The 20,852-nt window shown below is 44.6% G+C and carries 17 protein-coding genes and 1 pseudogene; 8 read left to right on the top strand and 10 right to left on the bottom strand.

Annotated elements, in window-relative coordinates; genetic code table 11:
* Positions 1–558: 558 nt before the first annotated feature.
* A complete protein-coding gene (locus AB6D80_RS06900; protein ID WP_009845992.1) occupies positions 559–1,533 on the top strand; it encodes an arginine deiminase-related protein in 975 nt (324 codons plus the stop codon).
* 150 nt (positions 1,534–1,683) lie between these two features.
* On the opposite strand, the gene AB6D80_RS06895 is transcribed toward AB6D80_RS06900, so the two are convergent.
* The 5 genes from AB6D80_RS06895 to AB6D80_RS06875 form a co-directional block, all read right to left on the bottom strand.
* Positions 1,684–2,316 carry a triacylglycerol lipase gene (locus AB6D80_RS06895; RefSeq protein ID WP_009845991.1) on the bottom strand — a complete coding sequence of 211 codons (633 nt, stop codon included), beginning with the start codon at positions 2,314–2,316 and terminating at the stop codon, positions 1,684–1,686.
* 199 nt (positions 2,317–2,515) lie between these two features.
* On the bottom strand, positions 2,516–3,061 hold the full coding sequence (locus tag AB6D80_RS06890; RefSeq protein WP_009845990.1) for a mechanosensitive ion channel family protein: 546 nt from the start codon (positions 3,059–3,061) through the stop codon (positions 2,516–2,518).
* Positions 3,061–3,996, bottom strand: coding sequence for a CorA family divalent cation transporter (locus tag AB6D80_RS06885; RefSeq protein WP_371694815.1), 936 nt, complete (start codon positions 3,994–3,996; stop codon positions 3,061–3,063). Before AB6D80_RS06885 ends, AB6D80_RS06890 begins: the two co-directional genes overlap by 1 nt.
* A gap of 325 nt (positions 3,997–4,321) precedes the next feature.
* Positions 4,322–5,944, bottom strand: coding sequence for a phosphoethanolamine transferase (locus tag AB6D80_RS06880; protein WP_371708117.1), 1,623 nt, complete (start codon positions 5,942–5,944; stop codon positions 4,322–4,324).
* Between the two features lie 232 nt (positions 5,945–6,176).
* On the bottom strand, positions 6,177–6,761 hold the full coding sequence (locus AB6D80_RS06875; protein ID WP_371708116.1) for a porin family protein: 585 nt from the start codon (positions 6,759–6,761) through the stop codon (positions 6,177–6,179).
* Between the two features lie 192 nt (positions 6,762–6,953).
* Here AB6D80_RS06875 and AB6D80_RS06870 point away from each other — a divergent pair, with 192 nt between their 5' ends.
* A complete protein-coding gene (locus tag AB6D80_RS06870) occupies positions 6,954–7,493 on the top strand; it encodes a hydrolase (protein WP_371708115.1) in 540 nt (179 codons plus the stop codon).
* On the opposite strand, the gene AB6D80_RS06865 is transcribed toward AB6D80_RS06870, so the two are convergent.
* A complete protein-coding gene (locus AB6D80_RS06865; RefSeq protein ID WP_065206557.1) occupies positions 7,490–8,353 on the bottom strand; it encodes a MurR/RpiR family transcriptional regulator in 864 nt (287 codons plus the stop codon). The two genes, AB6D80_RS06870 and AB6D80_RS06865, sit on opposite strands and share 4 nt — an antisense overlap.
* 117 nt (positions 8,354–8,470) lie before the next feature.
* Positions 8,471–9,745 (bottom strand): amino acid deaminase, encoded by a 1,275-nt coding sequence (locus AB6D80_RS06860; protein ID WP_371996290.1) that lies wholly within the window; start codon positions 9,743–9,745, stop codon positions 8,471–8,473.
* Between the two features lie 176 nt (positions 9,746–9,921).
* On the opposite strand from AB6D80_RS06860, the gene AB6D80_RS06855 reads away from it, so the two are divergent.
* The 6 genes from AB6D80_RS06855 to AB6D80_RS06830 all read left to right on the top strand — a co-directional run bounded on the left by AB6D80_RS06855 (position 9,922) and on the right by AB6D80_RS06830 (position 17,938).
* Positions 9,922–11,355 carry an amidohydrolase family protein gene (locus AB6D80_RS06855; RefSeq protein ID WP_372188114.1) on the top strand — a complete coding sequence of 478 codons (1,434 nt, stop codon included), beginning with the start codon at positions 9,922–9,924 and terminating at the stop codon, positions 11,353–11,355.
* Positions 11,356–11,494: 139 nt separating this feature from the next.
* Positions 11,495–11,887: a RidA family protein gene (locus AB6D80_RS06850; protein WP_004732497.1), complete on the top strand. Its 393-nt coding sequence runs from the start codon at positions 11,495–11,497 to the stop codon at positions 11,885–11,887.
* A gap of 205 nt (positions 11,888–12,092) precedes the next feature.
* Positions 12,093–13,607 carry a sodium:solute symporter family protein gene (locus AB6D80_RS06845; RefSeq protein ID WP_102447303.1) on the top strand — a complete coding sequence of 505 codons (1,515 nt, stop codon included), beginning with the start codon at positions 12,093–12,095 and terminating at the stop codon, positions 13,605–13,607.
* 130 nt (positions 13,608–13,737) lie between these two features.
* Positions 13,738–14,706, top strand: a complete 969-nt coding sequence (locus AB6D80_RS06840) for a sugar kinase (RefSeq protein ID WP_372188113.1) — start codon at positions 13,738–13,740, stop codon at positions 14,704–14,706.
* Positions 14,707–14,724: 18 nt separating this feature from the next.
* Positions 14,725–15,360, top strand: a complete 636-nt coding sequence (locus AB6D80_RS06835) for a bifunctional 4-hydroxy-2-oxoglutarate aldolase/2-dehydro-3-deoxy-phosphogluconate aldolase (protein ID WP_017084927.1) — start codon at positions 14,725–14,727, stop codon at positions 15,358–15,360.
* Between the two features lie 127 nt (positions 15,361–15,487).
* Complete coding sequence (locus tag AB6D80_RS06830; protein WP_372188111.1) at positions 15,488–17,938, top strand: family 20 glycosylhydrolase; 2,451 nt, start codon at positions 15,488–15,490, stop codon at positions 17,936–17,938.
* A gap of 225 nt (positions 17,939–18,163) precedes the next feature.
* Here AB6D80_RS06830 and AB6D80_RS06825 read toward each other — a convergent pair.
* The 3 genes and pseudogenes from AB6D80_RS06825 to AB6D80_RS06815 all read right to left on the bottom strand — a co-directional run bounded on the left by AB6D80_RS06825 (position 18,164) and on the right by AB6D80_RS06815 (position 20,643).
* Positions 18,164–18,460, bottom strand: a pseudogene (locus AB6D80_RS06825) (Bor family protein).
* Positions 18,461–18,582: 122 nt separating this feature from the next.
* Positions 18,583–19,902, bottom strand: a complete 1,320-nt coding sequence (locus AB6D80_RS06820) for a sensor histidine kinase (protein ID WP_372188109.1) — start codon at positions 19,900–19,902, stop codon at positions 18,583–18,585.
* Between the two features lie 36 nt (positions 19,903–19,938).
* The gene (locus AB6D80_RS06815; protein WP_372188107.1) at positions 19,939–20,643 is read right to left on the bottom strand and encodes a response regulator; all 705 of its coding nucleotides are present in this window, start codon (positions 20,641–20,643) and stop codon (positions 19,939–19,941) included.
* Between the last annotated feature and the right edge of the window lie 209 nt (positions 20,644–20,852).

The raw sequence follows: 20,852 nt of genomic DNA, 5'->3' as shown, positions 1-20,852 counted from the left end.
CCCTTTATAAGCTACTGCATCTTTGAGCTAGAGCACTCGATGTGCAGCTTTGTTTTTATAGTCTTGATTTGAATTTTTCAGTTTTAGTTTGAAATTATATAAGTGCCAACGCGTTCTTATAAGTATTAAGCCATTCGATGGATTTTTGTTTAGTTCTTATGTAAGTGCTTAGTTTAAGCGACACAGAACACTTCCAAAGAGTGTCTTTCATGAAGCTAATTTTAGATTGAATTAGGCAGGAAAAGTTAAGCTTATTTCAAACGTAATTGATGGTTATGCAACGGTGATAATCCTAACGTTAAATGGATTAAATTGTAATCAAAACTCGTGTGGAGTTGAAAAATGAAATGAGAATATTTATCCAGTAAATTCTTTAACGAATATGCATACAGTTGGTTCTTTCTGATGTGCTGTTATCTTGCAGTAAAAATTACCGACTAATCTAAAATTCGCAGTAATTACTTGGGATAAATATTCAAATCATTGTGATTTTCAGTGAATTTTGTCGTAACAAGTTGTTTACAATTCTGAGGTAAATAAAAGATAGGGACGGTTAAAATGTTAAACCTACACAAAAAATCACTGCATATTACTAATGTTCAAAACGCAAATTGCGTTGTTATGGTGCCGCCAAAAGAATTTAAATTTAACGAAGAAACAGCCCGTGATAACGAGTTTCAGCACAGAGTCGATCTGACTGAAGCTGAGGTAAAGTTAGAAACGATGGCCGAGTTTAAGGCTATGGTGGTTTCGCTACGTAAAGAAGGTGTGCAAGTTGTAGAGTTTGATTATCCGGAACTGGGTGTTGAAACCCCTGACGCAGTGTTCCCAAACAACTGGTTCAGTACTTGTAGTGATGGAAGCCTATTCACTTTCCCTATGGCGTGTGAAAACCGTCAAAATGAAGTTAAGCCGAATGCACTTATTGAAGCGTTGGAAGCGTCTGGTCGCATTGTTAATCACAGTGAGTCTATGGAGTCGTACGTTGCTCAAGGTTCTTATCTAGAGAGCACAGGCGTGATGGTGATCGACCATATCAACAAGACCATTTATGCTGCGCTTTCACAACGTTGTGACCGCGAAGTATTGGAAGATTACGCGAAGCGCATTGGCTATTCTCGCGTGGTCTCGTTCCAAACGGCATTACCGTCTGGTCAACCGATTTACCATACCAATGTGATGATGGCGATTGGCGATAATTTCTGCGTGATCTGTGATGAAGTGATCCCAGAGTTTGAGCGCCGCTTTGTTGTGAAGTCTCTTGCCAAAGACAAGCAAGTTATCTCTATCTCAATCGATCAGATGAATCGTTTTTGTGGCAACATCCTTCAGCTTGAAACTGTGAATGGCGACAAGGTGATCGCGATGTCTCAATCGGCTTATGATGCGTTTTCTCCAGCTCAGTTAGCTCAGCTTTCGACACACGGTAAGCTACTACCATTTAACGTGAAAACGATCGAAGACATCGGCGGTGGTTCGGTGCGATGCATGTTGGGCGAGGTGTTCTTACCAACCCGAGTGAATCGTCTGTAGCAAGTATAGAAAGTATAGCAAGCGCTCATTTCCAGCAATGGATCTTCGAATACCACTCTTATCGCAGAGTGGTATTTTTGTTTTTATCTATCACAAATAAGAGAACAAGAGCTCGATACAGGAGTCAACGCGCAAAGCTACTGAAAAAAGCTATGAAGCGTCCTTAAAAGCTCTGTGTTCAATGAACTGAGCCGACAGTGTTACGACTTCCTTAGAGTAGACCAGCGCTGTGTGGTTGAGTTTGAGGGCGTAAGTATCAGTGGCTCCTCTCAGGTTGGCGTCTTCGAGTGTTACTGTGCCATCCCCAGGATTTCTTCCCAATACAATGCGTCCTACGCCAGCGTCGTAGGTGCCAGTAATTACGCCAATCGGCACATCAATATCGTAGTCACCCAAGCCATCGCTTAAAATCATTTTGCTCGAACCAAATATAAATCCAAGCCCATGATTAGACAGTGTTTTGGCGATGGTTGCCCCATTGTGCGGAGTGCCTGCTGTAATAATGCAGGTGTCGGCGAAGTGTGGTTGGTAGAATTTAAAGTAATGACGAATCAGCAAGCCACCCAGTGAGTGACCGAAAAAATAGACCTCATCATACTCATTAAAACGAGCATTCACGAAACGATTGAGACGTTTGGCTGCAGAAGGGAAACGCAGCGAGTTGTAGGCAAACTTGTGCGTTGTAAAGCCGCGTTTTTTGAAGTTTCTATCCAGATATTGCATGATCAACGCAGGCATATATAGACCATGAATTAAAACTATATGTTTGTTTTTATTATTCATTTTTGTCCTCCGTCTGATGGTGTCTCCAGTATATTTAGTCGCAAATCTAAACTCAATAAAACTTGCGGCTAATGGGACACAAAAGACAGAGCCTTCGCTATAGAAAGAATGTGCGTTATAGACAAAGAGTGGGTTACTCTGATCTCACTCCTCCATACACATCAATCGTTAACCCAACTTGTTTGGCATATTAGGCCTGTTACCTTATTGAAGCTTCACTTTTTGCTTCAGGTTCAACCAAAACCTTTATCACGCCTTTTTGTAAAATCAGGTTGTTGGGGTAGGTGATAATGTTACCCGAACTGTGTCGAAGAATAACGTGGAACATGGTGATATCGATGATCACACCGCTGATGTCTTCGTCTTTCTCCGCGACTCTTACTCTGTCGCCAATGCGATAAGGGAAGACAAAAAATATTAGTACGCTGGCTGTGAGGTTACTTAGAATGGACCATTGCGCGAATAAAGCGACACCCAGCACCGCAAATATGGATGATAAGAACAGCGAAATATCACCAAAACCCAAGTTAAGAACAATCGTAAACACAGCGATGAAGAGTAGAAACAGAACAATATTGAAACACTTAATCACGAACTGCTTTCGCTTCAATTCGACACGCTTATTTTCCGCTAATGTTTCTATCCAGTTCTTACCTAAGCGTTTGATCACCCAATACACAGTGATAAGAAGTAAACCTAAAACTACTTGTCTAAGCCACATATTGGATTGCAAAAACTCAACCATTAAATAAACCTCAATTTTTTCAAAATAACGACCTCTGCCGCTACGACCACGAGCAGCCCAATGCAAAATAGTGGAAATGCTATTGGGTTATCTGTTCCGGGTATCCCAGCGATATTGACACCCAGTAAACCGGTGAAAAACCCAGCAGGGAGGAAAATACCTGCAATGATAGAAAATAGGTACGTATTTCTATTCATTTTTTCAGCTTGTTGCTGACTTAGGCTCGCTAAAAATACATTAATTTGTTCGATGTAAAACTCAACAGACTCGTTAATTCTCAGGATGGTATCAAGGCTGTTCTTTATATGACTGTTGTGCTTACTCAATGGTGCAGGTAGGTCACTCATTAAATCTTCAAAAACGTATTTCTGTGGCTTCAAATAACGCCTTAGTCTGAGTAGCCTTGAATGTAGAGCGTTAATGGATCTTATGTCGATATTGGATTTAGATTCTAACTCGTCAATTAATAGTTCGACGGGTGCTAGGAAGGTTGAAATACTGTGGTTGATTCCACGGATCATGCCCAACAACACATCAGGTAATGATGTAGGGCCTTGGTTTTGAATGAGATCAGATATCAGATTACTGACCGCTTTTGAAGGAACTTTACGTGTCGATATTAAAGTGCCTTTGTACCATAAGATGCGTAGGCTAAGCATGTCGTCAGGGTTAGCCCCTTCGTTTAGATTAATGCCTCGCAGAATCATCAAAAAACAGTCGTGGCCAAACTGTTCGAACCGAGGGCGGGTGTCATCGGTGAGTAATGAATCGATGATGGCATTTGGAACCGTATTACTGTGGAGCCATTCTCTCAAACCGTCAGCATCTCTTTGGCAGTGATACCAAGTTGATTGCTCGAATGAGGCTGGGCTGGTGGTGTGTTCATGTGCCACACCCTCAGAAAATTGCCAGCTTGAAATTATGAAAGCGTCCATTCATTTGTCCTTAATGATATGACGTAAACATTGATATTAGGCGCCATTCAGGTGCCGTATTGAACTGAGCTTAATCTTGGTAAGCTCAATGAGCGATGTGAGTGAGATTAAGTCTAATAAGACAGGTTGGTCTTTGGAGCACGACGGACTCTTCCATTATTGTGTCTATTAAATGTAGCTCATTGTTTCGTCGTTATAAATTAGCACTCTGGCTCCATGTTAGCGACGAAAAAAAAAAAGACCGAGGTCTTTTCTTTTTAGGGGAAGTTGAGGAGAGCTTGCTCAGGCAACTTGAGTTTTCCGATGGTTTACATAAGCAAAAGCACTAGCGACAAGAAGCAAAAATATCTTGGTTCTCTCGATATTCTTTAGTTTGTACATCCATTAGACCAAGCAGTGAGTCAAACAGATTGTCTTGGGAGAAGCTCTGTTCTTTGCCTGCCTTTCTCAAGCAGGTTTGGTTTATCCCTTTCTGCTCGGCAAAACCATCAGACATCCACACGATCATAGGCACATGGGTTTGCTCTTTCGGTGCCAATGAATAAGGCATGCCATGTAGGTAGACGCCGTTTTCCCCTAAAGATTCACCATGATCGGAAATGTACATCAGCGCCACGTTGTACTTATCAGTGAGTTTCTCTAGCTTTTGAATAGCCTGTGAGAGAAAGAAATCTGTGTACAAGATGGTGTTGTCGTAGGTGTTAACCACTTGCTCTTTGGTGCAGTTTTCAATATCAGCGCGAGCGCAGTCTGGCGTAAACTTCTTATGTTCGTCGGGGTAACGTTCAAAGTAAGTAGGCCCGTGAGACCCCGAAATATGATAGAAAATGATGCTATCTTGCTTGAGTTCTTGAGTATCTTGTTCGAAGTTCTCTAGCATAGCTGTGTCGTAGCATACGTCGTTATTACAGAATGGATCGCTGTCCTTTGCGACGAGCGTCATCTCTTTGATTCGGTGTGCGACCGTCTTGTCTCCCCCATCATGCTCTCGCCAGATAGAGTGAATGCCCGCGCGGTTCATCATGTCGACCACGTTATCTTGGTTGTAGGCTTTGTCGCGATCGTAGTTGCTGCGATTCATGTTCGAGAACATACATGGCACAGAAACCGCGGTGGCTGTTCCGCACGACTGAACATCAGAGAAAAATATCGGGTTGTAAGGCTTGGTATGAGCGTTGGTTTCTCTCTCATAGCCATGATATTGGTAGTTGTACACGCGTGCGGTTTCACCAAGAACAAACACTAATAATGTTGGTTTGGTTGCCGCTTTGGCTTGTGCTGTTTGCTTCGCATCTAACCCTAACTCTTGATAAGGGATGGGCTGTTTTATGTAGGTGTTATTGATATATTTAACCGTTGATGACACATACTCGGTCGGGATGATCATCTTTTTGATGTGCGAATGATTACGACCAATCGATACGTAATCTTTGTAGAAAAGCCCGGCAATAATGGCAATGACGATCAAGGAAGAGAGCAGCCCAATCGATTTCCAGACAAAGAAATCTTTCCAAGATTCTTTTTCAAGTTTGGTAAACAACAGGATGATCGATGGAATACCGCCCATGGCAAGTAACCATAAGATGGAGTGGGTACTTACATAGCTTGCTGCTTCACCACTATTGGTCTCAAACACATTCTCTATCATCCCGTAGTCGACGAATATGCCGTAATTGAACATGCTGTAGCTGACTAAGGTTGAGGTGATCAGTAATAAGATGAAAAACGGTTTGGAGAATATCGGCCAATTAAAGACTTGGAAGATGAAATTAAAAGCAGCAAGGAAGAAGAGCGGGATGGATATAAGAAACGCGACACTTTCAGACTTTGATGCCTGAACAATACTAAACAGTTCTAGGGAGAGAGGGATGTTGATGATAAGCAGATAATACACAGCCAACACAAAGGGCAGCTTGTTTATCGACATGTTTAAGCGTGGTAGATTCATAGGTATTGTCTTCCTGTGTCACTTATCCCTTTATTTTAGTCTCGCTACCAAGAAAGCTCTAATATCATTGCATAAAGCTCAAATAGAAGGCGCTGAGCGATAAACTGGCTAAAGTGAAATGACGCTAAAGTGTGTAGATACAAAAAATTCACTTTACTGAGAGACCTTCATGACAAGGTGGAACAGCAAAGTGAATTAGTATGTTCAGCTTATTTTATTTGGTTCAATCACATTAGAAGTTGTATGAGCCACCGAAGCTAATGCTGTTGAAGGCAAGCGTGTGGTCACCAGCTGATATCTGAGAGTTCCTAAATTGGACCGTGTCGTCTACGCTTACTGCATCCGCTTGCGAGATTAAGCGTAGCGTTAGGTGTTCGATTGGCGTGTATTCAACACCTACACCAAAGTGGAAACCCGTACCGCTGTCATCAGCGTAACCAGCACTCTTATTTGCGTTTAGGTCAACAGAGCTTAAACCAGCCAATACGAATGGGCGGATTGTGTTGTCGAATGTGTAACCAAGATTTGCTGACAAAGAAACAGACGTCGGAGACAGCTTTTCAGCGCTATTTTTGTAGTTTGCGTAATCTGTGTAGCCAAGTTCAACACCTACGATACGGTTGAATTGGTAGCCGCCGTATAGGTTGTAGCCCATGCCATCTGAATCTAAGCTACCGTGACCGTCTGTGTCAGAATCTTGGTAGACACTAAGTCCGCCACCAATGTACGCACCGCCGTCAGTACCTGCTGCTAAAGCTGGAAGAGAAACTGCGCTGATTAAACCCAGTGCTAATGCTGATTTCGTTATCTTGTTCATCTTTGTTACTCACTCTTAAATGTCATGCCAGTATCAATCATTTTTATTTTGCGACCTTTCGACCGTTGGTGAGTATTATTCCGTAGTCTTGTATGTATTACTGTATGGCTTTGTAAGCTGAATCGTTACATAGTAGAAAAAATACACATCAGGTTGCTTAGTGAGTCAGGCTGTTTAAAACAAGGAATAAACATGCTAACGAAACAAAACACAGGTTTGGTGGTTGTGGACGTACAAGGCAAGCTCGCACGCCTTGTTGATGAGAGCGATACGCTGATTGCTAATTGCGGAAAGTTAGCTCAAGGAGCGCAGATTTTGGGGCTGCCAATTATTCGTTTGGAGCAGAACCCAGAGAAGCTAGGTGCAACGGTCGACGAACTGAATGACCTATTGAGTGATGCTAAGCCGATACCAAAATTTACCTTTAACGCGTGTGATGAGCCTAAGTTTGTTGAGGCGGTGCAAGCCAAGGACGTGGATACTTGGTTAGTGTGTGGTATTGAGGCTCACATTTGTGTTTATCAAACCACAATGGGGTTGTTGGAATTTGGGTACAATGTTCAGGTAGTTGGCGACTGTATTAGTTCAAGAACGGCGCTTAACAAGGATCTGGCAATCCGTCGACTAATGGATGCTGGTATCCAAATCACAGGATTAGAAATGAGCTTATACGAGCTTGTGAAAGACTGCCGCGCGCGTGAATTTAAGCTCATTCTATCCTTGATTCGTTAATCACCGAGAGGCTGTCTATCGCCACCGCCTCGGTAGGAATCAAGCGCAACCTTCAAGCGACGCAGTTTGTCGCGCGAACGGTTCTTGTGATTGACCGCCATGCCCATCGAAAGCACATCTACTAGTGCCAACATTGCGTAGCGAGACGCCGACGGCTTGTAGATGAAGTCGGTTTCCATATGCTTGATGGGTAACAAGATATCGGCAATCTTTGCCAGCGGTGTGTCTTGTGGGGTAATCGCTATGATCTTAAGTCCATACTGCTTGGCCAGCTCTGCCGTTTCAGTGATCACTGGTGTAAAACCGGTCGCGGAGATCATCACCATTACATCATTGGCATCCGCTGTCGCGGCAACCATACGTGACATCAAACCATCATTGTAAGAGACCACTGGGTAACCTAAGCGGAACAGTCGGTGTTGCAGCTCTTGTGAGGCGATAGTCGAGCCGCCACCCATGCCGATAGCAATGATCTGTCTGGCGTTATGCAGCCAGCTGACTGCGGTTTCAACGTCTTGCTCTTTGAACAGAGTGCGGTTGATGTCTAGGCTCTGCTTGATCGATTCGTAGATACCTTGATAACCCGTTTGGTCAACAGGCTCGAGGATAAAGCGCTGGCCAACGGTTAGTGTCTGAGCCAACTTAATCTTCATATCACGCACGTTGTTACAGCCGATCGCCTTAGCAAAACGTGTGATGGTGGCTTCACTCACTTGCGCACCTTCGGCTAGCTCTGTGATGCTGGCATTAGCAGCAAAATCAATGTCGTCCATGATCAGCTTGGCGACTTTTTTCTCTGCATCGCGAAGAACAGGGAAACGCTCTGTTATCTGTGAAATGATATCTACTTCTAAACTCAAGAATCCTGATCCTTTGTTGATGGGGCTATTTGCTAATACCTAGTCATTGGTCGCTAAAGCTTAGCCCCGTTAGTATATCTTATTGTTTCGCTGATTCTAGCTTATCGAGAATTCGATTTAGAAACAGGTTTCCACCCAGTTTGTTACCTGATGGTCGTCATCGCTGATGGCAATGTAGCGCCATTTGTCGAAGGTTAAACACGGATGTGAGGTCGAGAAAGCAATCATGTCGCCCACTTCAATCTCAGAAGAACCATCGGTTTCAACAAAGGTGTGCTGATCCATCACAGCCGTCGCGGTGAGACCTTTTACTGAGATAGCTTCACCATTGCGATAGCCGCGCTCGGCAATCGGTAAACCTGCATCAAAGGCTACATCACGCTTGCCTAGCCCAACCACTAACTTCGTTGGCTCCGGACGAGAGATTACATACGCCCATACCTCAAGTGCCGATTCTAAATCCCCACCCAATTCACACGCGTAACCTTGGTTTACTTGGGCACGTTGCAACACCTTGCTTTGTGCGTCTAGGTAGATCCCAGTATCGTGAATCGCGTAACAACCCGGGCGGATGATCGCCAAGTAATCGGTTAGGTTTGCTAAACATTCTGCAACCACATCGTACCAAGCAGAGCCGGCACCCGTGATGATAGGTTGCCCTGTAATTAGGCCATCTGATGCCAGGCTTTCGACTGAAGTGAGCGCCTGATTTAAGAAGGTACGAATGTCTTGCTCGGCATTGTCACCGTGAATCACACCTTCATATACCTCAATACCTGCCAGCGAAAGGGCTGGTGTGTCTTGGATAGTCTGAGCCAGTTCTAGAACTTCTTGTGGTGAACGACAACCACAGCGACCGCCCGGTACACCAAATTCGAGCAGTACTTTTAGTGTCTGTTTTGTATTAGAGAAATATTGGTTAAGTTGCTGCACGTTTACCGAAGAATCCACACAACAGTAAAAGTCGACATCAAACTCACTGATCAGCTGTTCAACGATCGCCATGTTGGTTTTACCCACCAATTGGTTGGCCATGATGATTCGTTTTGCACCCGCCATAGCGGCAACTTCTGCCTGTGCAGGCGTTGCTACTGTAATACCCCAAGCGCCATTTTCTAGTTGTTGGCGGAAAAAAGCAGGTGTCATTGATGTTTTGCCATGTGGCGACAATTTAACCTGATGGTGATCGGCGAATGATTGCATCCAATTCAGGTTATTGGTTAAGGCGGATTGTTTGATAATTGCTACCGGGAGCGAAATATCTTCATCAACCAGTCGGTAAATACCGTTCTCAGATTGTGATATTGCTCTCCCTTTTTGGCCTTTTTCAGTCAAGATAAAACTATCGTTTTGATACTTTATAACATCTTTATGTGCAGGGTTATGTTTCATTACTGATTCCTAACATGATTTAAGTTGTTGTTATTTAATGTTTAAATATATCCACAATCTGTTTTGTGGTAGAAACTATCACACAAATTAAAATATTATGTGTGTTTTGTCACTGAAAATAATCGGCTGAATTTCTAATATAGCTCCATCAACACAGTGGATTGAGAGAGTGAAAAATGTTGTTCGATACGATAATTAAAAATGTAGAGGTGTTTGATGGCACCGGCGAACAATCGTTTTGTGCCGATGTAGCAATCCGAGATGGAAAAATAGCCGAAATTGGTCAAATCGATCACGAAGGTTGTGGCCAGTTGGTTGAGGGAGCTGGCTTAGCATTGGCTCCTGGATTTATCGATGTACATACACATGACGATACCAACGTAATTCGTTACCCAGACTGCCTGCCTAAGATCAGCCAAGGTGTTACAACCGTGATTGTTGGCAACTGTGGCATCAGCGCATCACCAACCGTTTTGGCTGGCGATCCACCTGACCCAATGAATCTTTTAGGTGCGCAGGCTGACTTTAAATACCCAACTTTCGCCGCGTATGCACAAGCGGTAGAGCAAGCTAAACCCGCAGTAAACGTTGCAGCGTTAGTCGGCCATACGACATTACGTAACCAAGTGATGGACGACCTGCAGCGCACTGCAAGCGAAGACGAAATCGGAGCGATGCAAACCAACCTTGATTTGGCGATGGAACAAGGCGCATTAGGTTTGAGCTCGGGTTTGGCTTACGCCAGCGCTAAACAAGCGAATGCCAACGAAGTGATGCAGTTAGCGAAAGTGCTTTCTAGTCACGGCGGCATCTATACCACGCATATGCGTACCGAATTTGAAGAGATCTTAAGCGCGATGGAAGAGGCGTTTGAGACAGGACAATACGCAAAAGTGCCTGTTGTTATCTCTCACCTTAAATGTGCAGGTGCGGGGAACTGGGGTAGAACCGTTGAAGTACTCGACTTAATGGACAAGGTTTCTGAGCACCAAGATGTGTCTTGCGACTGCTACCCATACTCAGCGAGCTCTTCAACATTAGATTTGAAACAAGTGACTGACGATTTCGACATCTTCATCACTTGGTCTGAAGCAAAACCAGAACATGCAGGCAAAACGCTTAAGCAGATTGCTGATGAAATGAACCTACCCTTGATGGACGCAGCAAAAGCGCTTCAACCAGCGGGCGCGGTTTATCACTGCATGGATGAGAACGACGTAAAGCGCGTATTGAAATACAAACTGACCATGGTTGGCTCAGACGGTTTACCTAATGACCCGCATCCACACCCAAGATTGTGGGGCACCTTCCCGAAAGTGCTAGGTCACTATTGCCGAGACGAAAAACTGTTCTCGTTGCCAGAAGCGATTCACAAGATGACTGGAATGTCGGCTGAGCGTTACAACTTAGCCGGCCGAGGCGAAGTTCGCTGTGGTGCCTTTGCCGATTTAGTTTTATTTGATCCAAAGAATATTAAAGACACAGCAACATTTGAAAATCCTATTTCAGTTGCTCAAGGAATAGAAAGTGTATTTGTAAATGGTGAGTTAACTTACCAGCAAGGAAAAGTAAGAAATAATCGTTCAGGCGTTTTTATTTACCGAAACTAGAATTTAAATTATTTATTAAATTCAGATAATTATAAAAACGGCGAATTAATTTAAATATATTGGAATAGAAACTATTTTATCTATAAAGCCAATGTTATCTATAAACCCAATATTATCTATAAATAAGTGGAGTTAAAAAATGACTATTAAACGTTACGGTGTTGAAGGCGGTACAGGTACAGGCGGACAACATTTACCATTTGCACGTGCAACTGAAGCAGGTGGTTTCCTATACGTTTCTGGCCAGACACCGATGACAGATGGTGAAGTGGTTGAGGGTGGCATTGTTGACCAGTCTCGCCTAGCGATCCAAAACTGTGTCGATATTATGACTGAAGCGGGCTACGGCCTAGAAGACGTAATGCACGTAAAGGTTGTGCTAACGGATTCTCGTTACTTCCAATCTTTTAATAAGGTATTCAAAGAGTTCTTCGGTGCTAACCCACCGGCTCGTATCTGCATGGTTTGCGACTTAGTTGTAGACGTGAAGGTTGAAGTAGATGTGACTTGCTACCGCGCCGATCGCGGATAGTAATAACCTAATCACAATTACCTACTTAGAGAGTATTAGGGGTTAGTCATCCCTGTTATTATCCTTTAATACTCTCACCCTACATTTATAAAAATTACTTTAATTAAAAAAGATAAAATCAATAAAGTAATTATATGAAATATAAAATGAATGAATCATAAATAAAGTTCAAGAATGAACTCAATATTTCACTGAGAGGTGTCAAATGAACAGCACACTTTTTCTTACAGGCTTCGGCGTGTACGTATTATTTTTAATTTGGTTAGGCTGGTTTGTCTCGCGTAATCAAAAATCTGGCGAAGATTTCTTATTAGGTGGCCGTGGCCTACCTATGTTCTTAGTACTTGGTACAACAGTAGCGACGATGGTCGGTACGGGTTCAAGTATGGGTGCGGTTGGCTTCGGCTACGCAAATGGCTGGGCAGGTGCTCTGTACGGCATTGGTGGTGCGATAGGCATCCTATTACTTGCACTTTGGTTTGCTCCGGTTCGTAAATTGAACTTCATGACCATGAGTGAAGAGCTGGCTTACTATGTTGGCGCTAACCGCATCGTGAAAAACGTTGTAGGTGTATTGATCTTTGTCGCTTCAATTGGTTGGCTAGGCGCCCACATTCTAGGTGGCGGCATGTACTTAGCGTGGATTGCAGACATCGATCTCAACCTAGCGAAAATCATTATTGCAGCGGCATTCACTATTTACGTGGTGATCGGTGGTTACACCGCGGTTGTCTGGACCGATACCATTCAAGCTATCATTCTTTTTGCTGGCTTCATCTTGATGGCGGTAATGTCAGTTGATTACATCGGCGGCATGGATAACCTTTACGCTGCGATGGACCCTGCTGCTACGAGCTTTTTAGCAATCGATAAACTGGGCCTTCTGCCTGCTGTTTCTCTGGCTGTGGTTATTGGTGTAGGTGTACTGGCGACGCCTTCATTCCGTCAGCGTATCTACTCAGGTAAAGATGTATCAACGGTTCGTCGCTCATTTGTTGCATCGGGTGTGTTGTACCTTTTCTTCTCAATCATCCCTGCAATCATCGGTATGGCAGCACATGCCATTGACCCATCATTGGATAATGCGAACTACTCGTTCCCTTATGTTGCCGCAACGGTTCTTCCGGTTGGCGTTGGCATGATTGTTCTTATCGCGGGTCTTTCTGCAACCATGTCGAGCGCAAGTTCAGATGCGATAGCAGGTGTTTCTATCCTACTTCGTGATGTTTACGTGATGTTCACTGGCCGCGTACCAAACAAAGAGTCAATGGTGAACTATTCTCGCTTGGCACTGATTGTGGTAATTGGTTTTGCACTGTTGTTCGCACTAACGTCAAACGACATCATTGGCTACATCACGAAAATGATTTCAACCGTAATGTCGGGCATGTTTGTGTGCGGTATGTTGGGTCGATTCTGGAAACGTTACAACTGGCAAGGTGCGCTTGCTACGCTAGCGGGTGCATCTGTGGCTTCATTTGTCGTAATGCTAAATGCAGACTACACGGCTTTCTGGGGCAACCCTGTGATTCCTTCTTGTCTAGTGGCTCTAACGGCTGGTGTGCTGGTAAGCCTATGTACTCCGGCTAACCAAGTGACACCAGAAATGGCGAAAGCAATTCTTGATGACGAGCGCGCTCTGATGGAAATGGAATTGTCAGACTCAGGTGTGCTTGAAGAAGACGCGTCTTCTCAACGTCCTGCAAATCAAACAAGCTAATCTAAAACGCTCCACAGCTAGTTAGTACAACAAATTCAGTACAACAAGTTGTGGAGTGGTTTAGCTAGCTCAGGCTCTGCTTCTCGGTAGGGCCTTCTTCCCCATTTATCTCTCTATTTTAGGATCTGCTATGCCTGCATCTTCTAACTTCAATATTGCTTTCTTTGGCGAGTGCATGGTCGAAATCAGCGGCTCTCCATTAACCAAAAAATTCGGCGGTGACACGCTCAATACCGCACTTTACCTTTCTCGCTTAACCCAACATCAAAACCTCTCTGTTCATTACGCTACAGGTCTTGGTAACGATGAACTGTCTCAAAATATGATTGATAACTGGCAGCTAGAGGGTATTCAAACCAATTTCGTTGAATGCATTGCGAACAAGCTGCCTGGACTCTACATGGTCGAAACCGATGAAACGGGCGAGCGACACTTTCACTACTGGCGCAACGATGCGGCAGTAAAATCTTACTTTCAAATCGATAACTTAAACAAGCAAGCCGACAACCTGAATAAGCTTGAAATCGCCCTGACAGAGAAACAAGTCGATGCGATTTACATCAGCGGTATCAGCATCGCGATCTTGGATGATGCCTCTCGTGAGCGCCTATTCAAAGCGATTAGTGTGTTCTCAAACCAAGGCGGCAAGGTGATTTTTGATAATAACTATCGCCCGCAACTTTGGAGCACTGAACAAGCTCAACATTGGTACGCCAAGTTACTGCTGCTGGTGGACATCGCCTTGATTACCGAAGACGACGACCTGCTTGTCTGGGGTAATTCAGAGAGCGTTCAACAACGCTGCCTTCGTTTGGGTTGCCAAGAGATCGTCATCAAACGTGGCTGCGAGCCATGTAAGATTGTTCAAATTGAACAGGGCAACATTATTGAGAATTATGTCTCAGCGACTCGTGTTTCTAACGTGGTCGACACCTGTGCTGCGGGCGATTCATTCGCTGCGGGCTATTTAGCTGCGCGTCTTACTGGCGAGAGCGCCACTGACGCAGCCGAACTTGGCCACCAACTGGCTTCCATCGTTATTCAATACTCTGGCGCGATCATCCCCGTGAGCGCTATGAGCCAACTGATAAAAAAATAAAAAAAAAGCGGAATTATTATGTCTCAAGAAATGATCAACAAACTTAAGCAATTCAAAGTTATCCCTGTTATCCAAATCAACAAGGTTGAACACGCAATTCCACTGGCAAAAGTGTTGGTAGAAAACGGTCTGCCAGTTGCTGAAGTCACATTCCGCACTGAAGCGGCAGCAGACGCGATTCGTGCGATGCGCGATGCGTACCCAGAGATGTGTATCGGTGCCGGCACAGTATTAACGCCAGCGCAGATCGACCTTGCGAAAGAGTCGGGCAGCGAATTCATCGTGGCTCCGGGCCTAAATCCAAATACTGTAAAACGTTGCCAAGAGATCGGTATGCCAATCGTTCCGGGCGTAAACAATCCAAGCCAAGTAGAGCAAGCGCTAGAGCTTGGCCTTAACTTCTTAAAGTTCTTCCCAGCAGAAGCGTCTGGTGGCATCAACATGGTGAAGTCTCTGCTAGCGCCATACGTTGATGTGTCTTTAATGCCAACGGGCGGTATCGGTAAACACAACGTGAATGACTACCTAGCAGTGGATCGCGTGGTGTGCTGTGGTGGTACTTGGATGGTGTCGCCAAAGATGATCGAGAACGAGCAATGGGATGAGATTGCAGTATTGGTTCGTGAAGCGGTCGCTCTTGTTAACGAGCAATAAGCTTTTGAACTAGCGATAACAAGCTTTCGAATCAGAGATAACGAGCAACAGCAGTGGCTGATGGTTCTGTTTTGTGAATCGCCTCCGATAAACAAAACAGAACCATATTTATATAGGAAAACTAATAATGAAAAAAACTATATTATCCCTATTGATTTCAGGTTCAGTAGTGTCCCCAATGGCGTTAGCAATGGCTCCAAATACCGATCTAAATTTAATGCCGTACCCACAAACGGTCGAGCTGCAAGCTGGGCAAGTTAAGGTCGACGGTAACTTCAAGGTTTACATAAAAGGCTTTAATTCTGATCGCGTTGAATACACGGCGAAACGCTTTATTGATCGCCTTGAGCGCCAGACGGGTGTGCCGGTTCTAAATTGGCAAGTGGATAGCGAAGACCAAGCGAACCTGATCATAGATATCGACGCAGCACCAAAGTCTGAAGTACAGAACATCGACTCTATAGAGTCCTACAAAATTACCACTCAGGGTGAACAAATCACGCTGAGCTCTCCAAGCCCATACGGCACGATTCACGGCATCGAAACCCTTTTACAGCTCGTTGAAACCACGGCGACTGGCTACCATATTCCTGCCGTAACCATTGTCGATGAGCCTCGCTTCCGCTGGCGTGGTGTTTCTTACGATACTTCACGTCACTTCATTGAATTCGATGTGCTGATTCGTCAATTAGATGCGATGGCATCGGCGAAGATGAACGTATTCCATTGGCACTTCTGGGACGACCAAGGTATTCGTATTCAAACTGAATCTTGGCCGCGTTTGTGGTCTGAAACCGCCGATGGCAACTACTACACCAAAGACCAAGTTCGTTACCTAGTTGAGTATGCTCGTAACCTTGGTATTCGTGTGATTCCTGAAGTCTCCTTGCCGGGCCACTCTTCTGCTGTGGCGCACGCTTACCCACGCTTGATGTCGGGCGGTGAAGGTCAAAGCTACGACCAAGAACGTGGGTGGGGCGTGTTTGAACCGCTCATGGATCCACTGAACCCCGAAGTCTATGAGATGCTAGGTGACGTGTTTGACGAAGTGACCGAGCTGTTCCCAGACGAGTACTTCCATATCGGCGGCGATGAGCCGAATTACGCGCAGTGGAAAAACAGCGAAAAGCATCAACAGTTCATTGAAGAGAACAATATCGATGGCGAGCGTGGTCTGCAGTCTTACCTCAATGTAAAAGTTGAGAAGATGCTCGAAGAGCGCGGTAAGAAGATGACGGGTTGGGATGAGATTTGGCATAAAGATCTGCCGACTTCGATCGTGATTCAAAGCTGGCAAGGGCACGACAGCATTGGCCGTGCGGCGAAAGAGGGCTACCCAGGTATTCTTTCTACGGGTTATTACCTAGATCAACCTCAGCCGACGAGCTACCACTATCGCAATGACCCAATGCCAAGTGGCATTACTGTTGACGATAAACTGCACAGTGGCGAAAAGTTCGTCACGTATCAATGGGAGAAGCCACGTTCAAAAGGCGGCCCACGTAAGGGAACACTGACCATCATTGAAGCGAAAGACGGCACTTTCCGCGCATTCAGTGATTACAACGGCAAGTCTCGCGAAGAGATCTTAATCCTTGATTATGTGCCGGGTAAAACCTTTGTTGGCCACTTCGATAACTTCATGTCGTACACCGAATTCAACCTAAACCTGAATCAAAAGGGTTTTGCCGAAGGCAGTTACCAATTGGTCGGTAATGTGCGTTGGCCAACTACAGGTGAAGTGATTGCGAGCAGTGATGTTGAAGGCAGCGTGATTCCTGAACCAAATGGCGGTTACCCAGCAGAATTAACGGATAAAGAAAAAGAGCTTATCTTGGGCGGCGAGATCACCATGTGGCTAGAAAATAAAGATAGCCTCACAGTCGAAAACTACCTATGGCCACGCAGCTATGCGATTGCAGAGCGCTTCTGGTCTGATGCGGAATTGACGGACGAACGCAGCATGTATAAGCGTATGAAGGCGATGGATACATGGTCTGAAGTGTCGGTTGGACTTCGTCATCATGCGGATGCTGACATGTTGTTAAAACGCATTGCGAAAGGCCAAGATATCCACGACTTGCGCGTGCTTGCCAAGTACACAGAACCAGCACAGTACTATGCACGTAACTGGGAAAAGTGGAATTTTACTGAACCTAAGGGCACTTTATACAGCCAATACGAGCGTCTAAATCGTTTTGTTGATGCACTGCCAGTCGAAAGCTACGCCGTGTATGAGATGCAAGATTTGGTCAGTGAAGTCGCGACGGGTAATCAACAAGCGCTTGAGCAACTTGCAGAGCATTATCAACAAGCAAAAGCGGCTGCACTTGCGGCTAAAACTGTCTTCGCTGGCAATGTGTCCTCAGTAGAAACTGTGATTGTCGCTGAGAAAACCGCGGAAGTCGCAGACTTGGCGTTAACCTTGATTGCTAAAGCACAAGCGGGTGAAAAAGTTCGAGCATCAGACGCGAACGCCTATCAAACGATACTGTCTGAATCAGCGAAGATCTACGACGAATCGATCATCGCGATTGTTCGCCCGACAGAGCTCTTGTTGAAGCAGTTAGCGGAGTAAGCTGTTAACGGATTAACGAAGTAAGTCACACGCTAACAAATGAATCAAAACCGCCCTCTGTGGGCGGTTTTTTAGTTTTAGCTTCTCAATTGAGTGTAATTTCTCGCCCAATATAAGCGACTACTCACTAACACTACTCTGTAGCGTTAACGTGAATGTCAGGAAGAAGCTTTCAAGACCAAACTTTTGGTGTCGTCAGTCGGTTCGTGGACAAATAACGACGAGTTAAGCTTTGCAGTAAACACGTGCTTCTCGTGGTGTATAAATACCAAAAGTCACGGCTGCTAGTAAACCATTCACGAATGTCTCTTGAACTTAAACTTTAGCAACGTTGTCGATACCGTTACATACTTTAGCTGCATCAATTTGCTTTTTCTGCGCTAGACCGTTGATGAAAAAGTGGTGTGACTTTTCAGTTGTTGGTGCTGTTGCTTCGCTCTCTTGAGGGGCCATTACGAAAGTTTGTTGAGCGCAACCTGTTGCTACTAGCGATAGTGCCGCGATGATCATTAATTTTTTCATGTGTTTCTCCAGAGATAAAATTCAGCTCACGTTAGTAAGGGTGAACGAGTGTTGTTTGTTTTGAAGGGGATATCTAGCCTCCTTCGGTTGATGTTGAACATTATTCCAGAGATGATTGGTCGTTACTGTATGGGTTTGTCAGTCGAATCGTTACACAGTGGAAAGGCTATAGTGAATACGGCGCCCTTTAAAGTATTGCTTTGTGCGACTTGTACTGTTGCACCGTGTTGAACACAGATCTTCTTGACGATAGAAAGCCCTAGACCATGGCCACTCTTGGCTTTGTTACGCGCTTTATCTCCAACATAAAAAGGTTCGAATAGGCGAGAACGGTGCTCTTTTGCTACGCCATCACCGTCGTCATGCACGGCGATTTGTAGCATATCGTGGTGCACGCTTGCTTCTATCGAAATTTGTGAGCGTGCGAATTTCATCGCGTTACGTACTAGGTTATCTAACGCGCGATTGAGCAGCGTATCATCTGCTAATATCAAATGAGGTTGTTCTGGTAGTGATAGATCAATACTAAACTCAGTCTCTTTGTTCCAACGGCTCATTGCATGATCGAGAAAGTCTCTTATCTCTAATGGCTGTTGCAAGTTCTCTAGATCACAACTGTCGAGTTTTGCGTAATATAGTAACTCATCGACCATTTTTTCCATCTCTTCTGTGTCTTCAACAATGCTCTCGATAGTATCTTGCTGCCCCTCGTTGAGTGGCGTGTCTTTGAGCATTTCAGCCTGCCATTGAATTCTAAATATTGGAGTTCGCAGTTCATGAGCTACCGCATTGGTAAGTGAACGATTACTCTCGATTAAGCTATGGATTCGGTCGGCCATCAGATTAAAGGATTTATTCAGAGTTCCAATTGCACTGCCGCCTGATGTTTCAGCTCGCGAAGAGAGGTCGCCTTCAGAGAAGCGTAATGTGGCATTTTCAAGCTTCTTAACTCTGCGGAAAATAATCAACAGATGACCCAGGCCATATACGATGAAGCTCGCGATAAAAAATACCCAAATAAGGTCATCTTCGAGCTCTATTTTTTGTCGAACGAGCGTGTCGTCGTTGGGCTGGTAATGATAGATGTTTTCACTGCCATTTAAACGAAACCATAGGTCACGATACCAATCGTGAAAAATATAGCTGTCTGGATTAGCGATGAAAAACTCAGAAATTGGAGTCGGTAATTCGTCATTCGGTTTGAATGTGACGAGGGTGTTGCGGGTGGTGTCAACAAACTGGTTTATGGCTTGATGAGCGGCTTCGAGGCCCTGATTATTCGCGATGTTTTCTAGGAGCTGCTGGTGGGCCGTTGCTTCGTAATCTTGCAATACATATTCATAGTCGGTATTGAGCTGATAGACACAAATTTCGTAGGCGAGAAGACCAACAATAAAGCAAATGAATAGCCCTAGTAGGGACTCCAAATAGATACGTCGCATAATCGCTCTCTTTCATTGCGCCCGTACTGAGCGCGGTTAATGCCAGGCGGTCGAAACAAATAAGTAACCTTTTCCGCGAATGGTTTGAATTTTCTCTGCTGGTGCTTTGTCGTCACCAAGTATTTTTCGCAAACGTACTACTTTGTTGTCAATCGTCCGGTCGATCCCGTCGTACTCGATCCCGCGCAGCGTTTGAGTTAAGTAATCACGTGACAGCGGGGTATCAGGGTTGGATGCTAACAGCCAAAGTAAATCAAACTCACTGTCTGTCAGTGATAAAACCGCGCCTGAAAGCTCACACTTTTTATAGGTGTTTTTCAGAATGAGTTGATCAAATTGAAGGGTGCCTGAGTCATCGACTGATGACGTATCGGTTTCCTGTCGGCGCAATAGTGACCGGACTCTTGCTAGCAGAACTCGTGGTTTTATTGGTTTAGTGACATAATCATCGGCCCCTGTCTCTAAACCAGCAACGTGATCAAAATCGTCATCGCTGGCGGTGAGCATTAAGATTCTACCTTTGAAGTGTGTACGTGTCTGTCGGCAGATTGTAAGCCCATCGGTTACAGGAAGCATCAAATCCAACAACACGATATCAGGCTGTTCGTCAAGGATTCTCTGCGTGGCATCACTGCCATCGTCTAACGCGGTGACCTCAAAATCTTGTGCTACAAAGTAATCCTTTAGCATTTGCTGAAGTTTTAAATCGTCTTCAACGATGATCATTTTAGGTTTTGTCATTCCGTTATCAGCCTTGTTGTGCGTTTAATTTGTTGAAATTACGTGAGTGCGTTTAATTTTGGCGGCTCCTGCTGTTGCATATTAATCACAAATGCGTCAAGAAGAAATTCCTGATGCGAATGATTAAACACTTTCCATGCTAGTTCAATGCCGATTTGTAATTTTTGCAGGGTTTTTCAGCAGGTTAAAAGTGGTGTTTTAGTCTGTTG

This window comes from Vibrio sp. 10N.247.310.17 (assembly GCF_041466605.1).
Taxonomy (GTDB): domain Bacteria; phylum Pseudomonadota; class Gammaproteobacteria; order Enterobacterales; family Vibrionaceae; genus Vibrio; species Vibrio tasmaniensis_A.
This window is presented reverse-complemented; position numbering and strand designations above follow the sequence as displayed.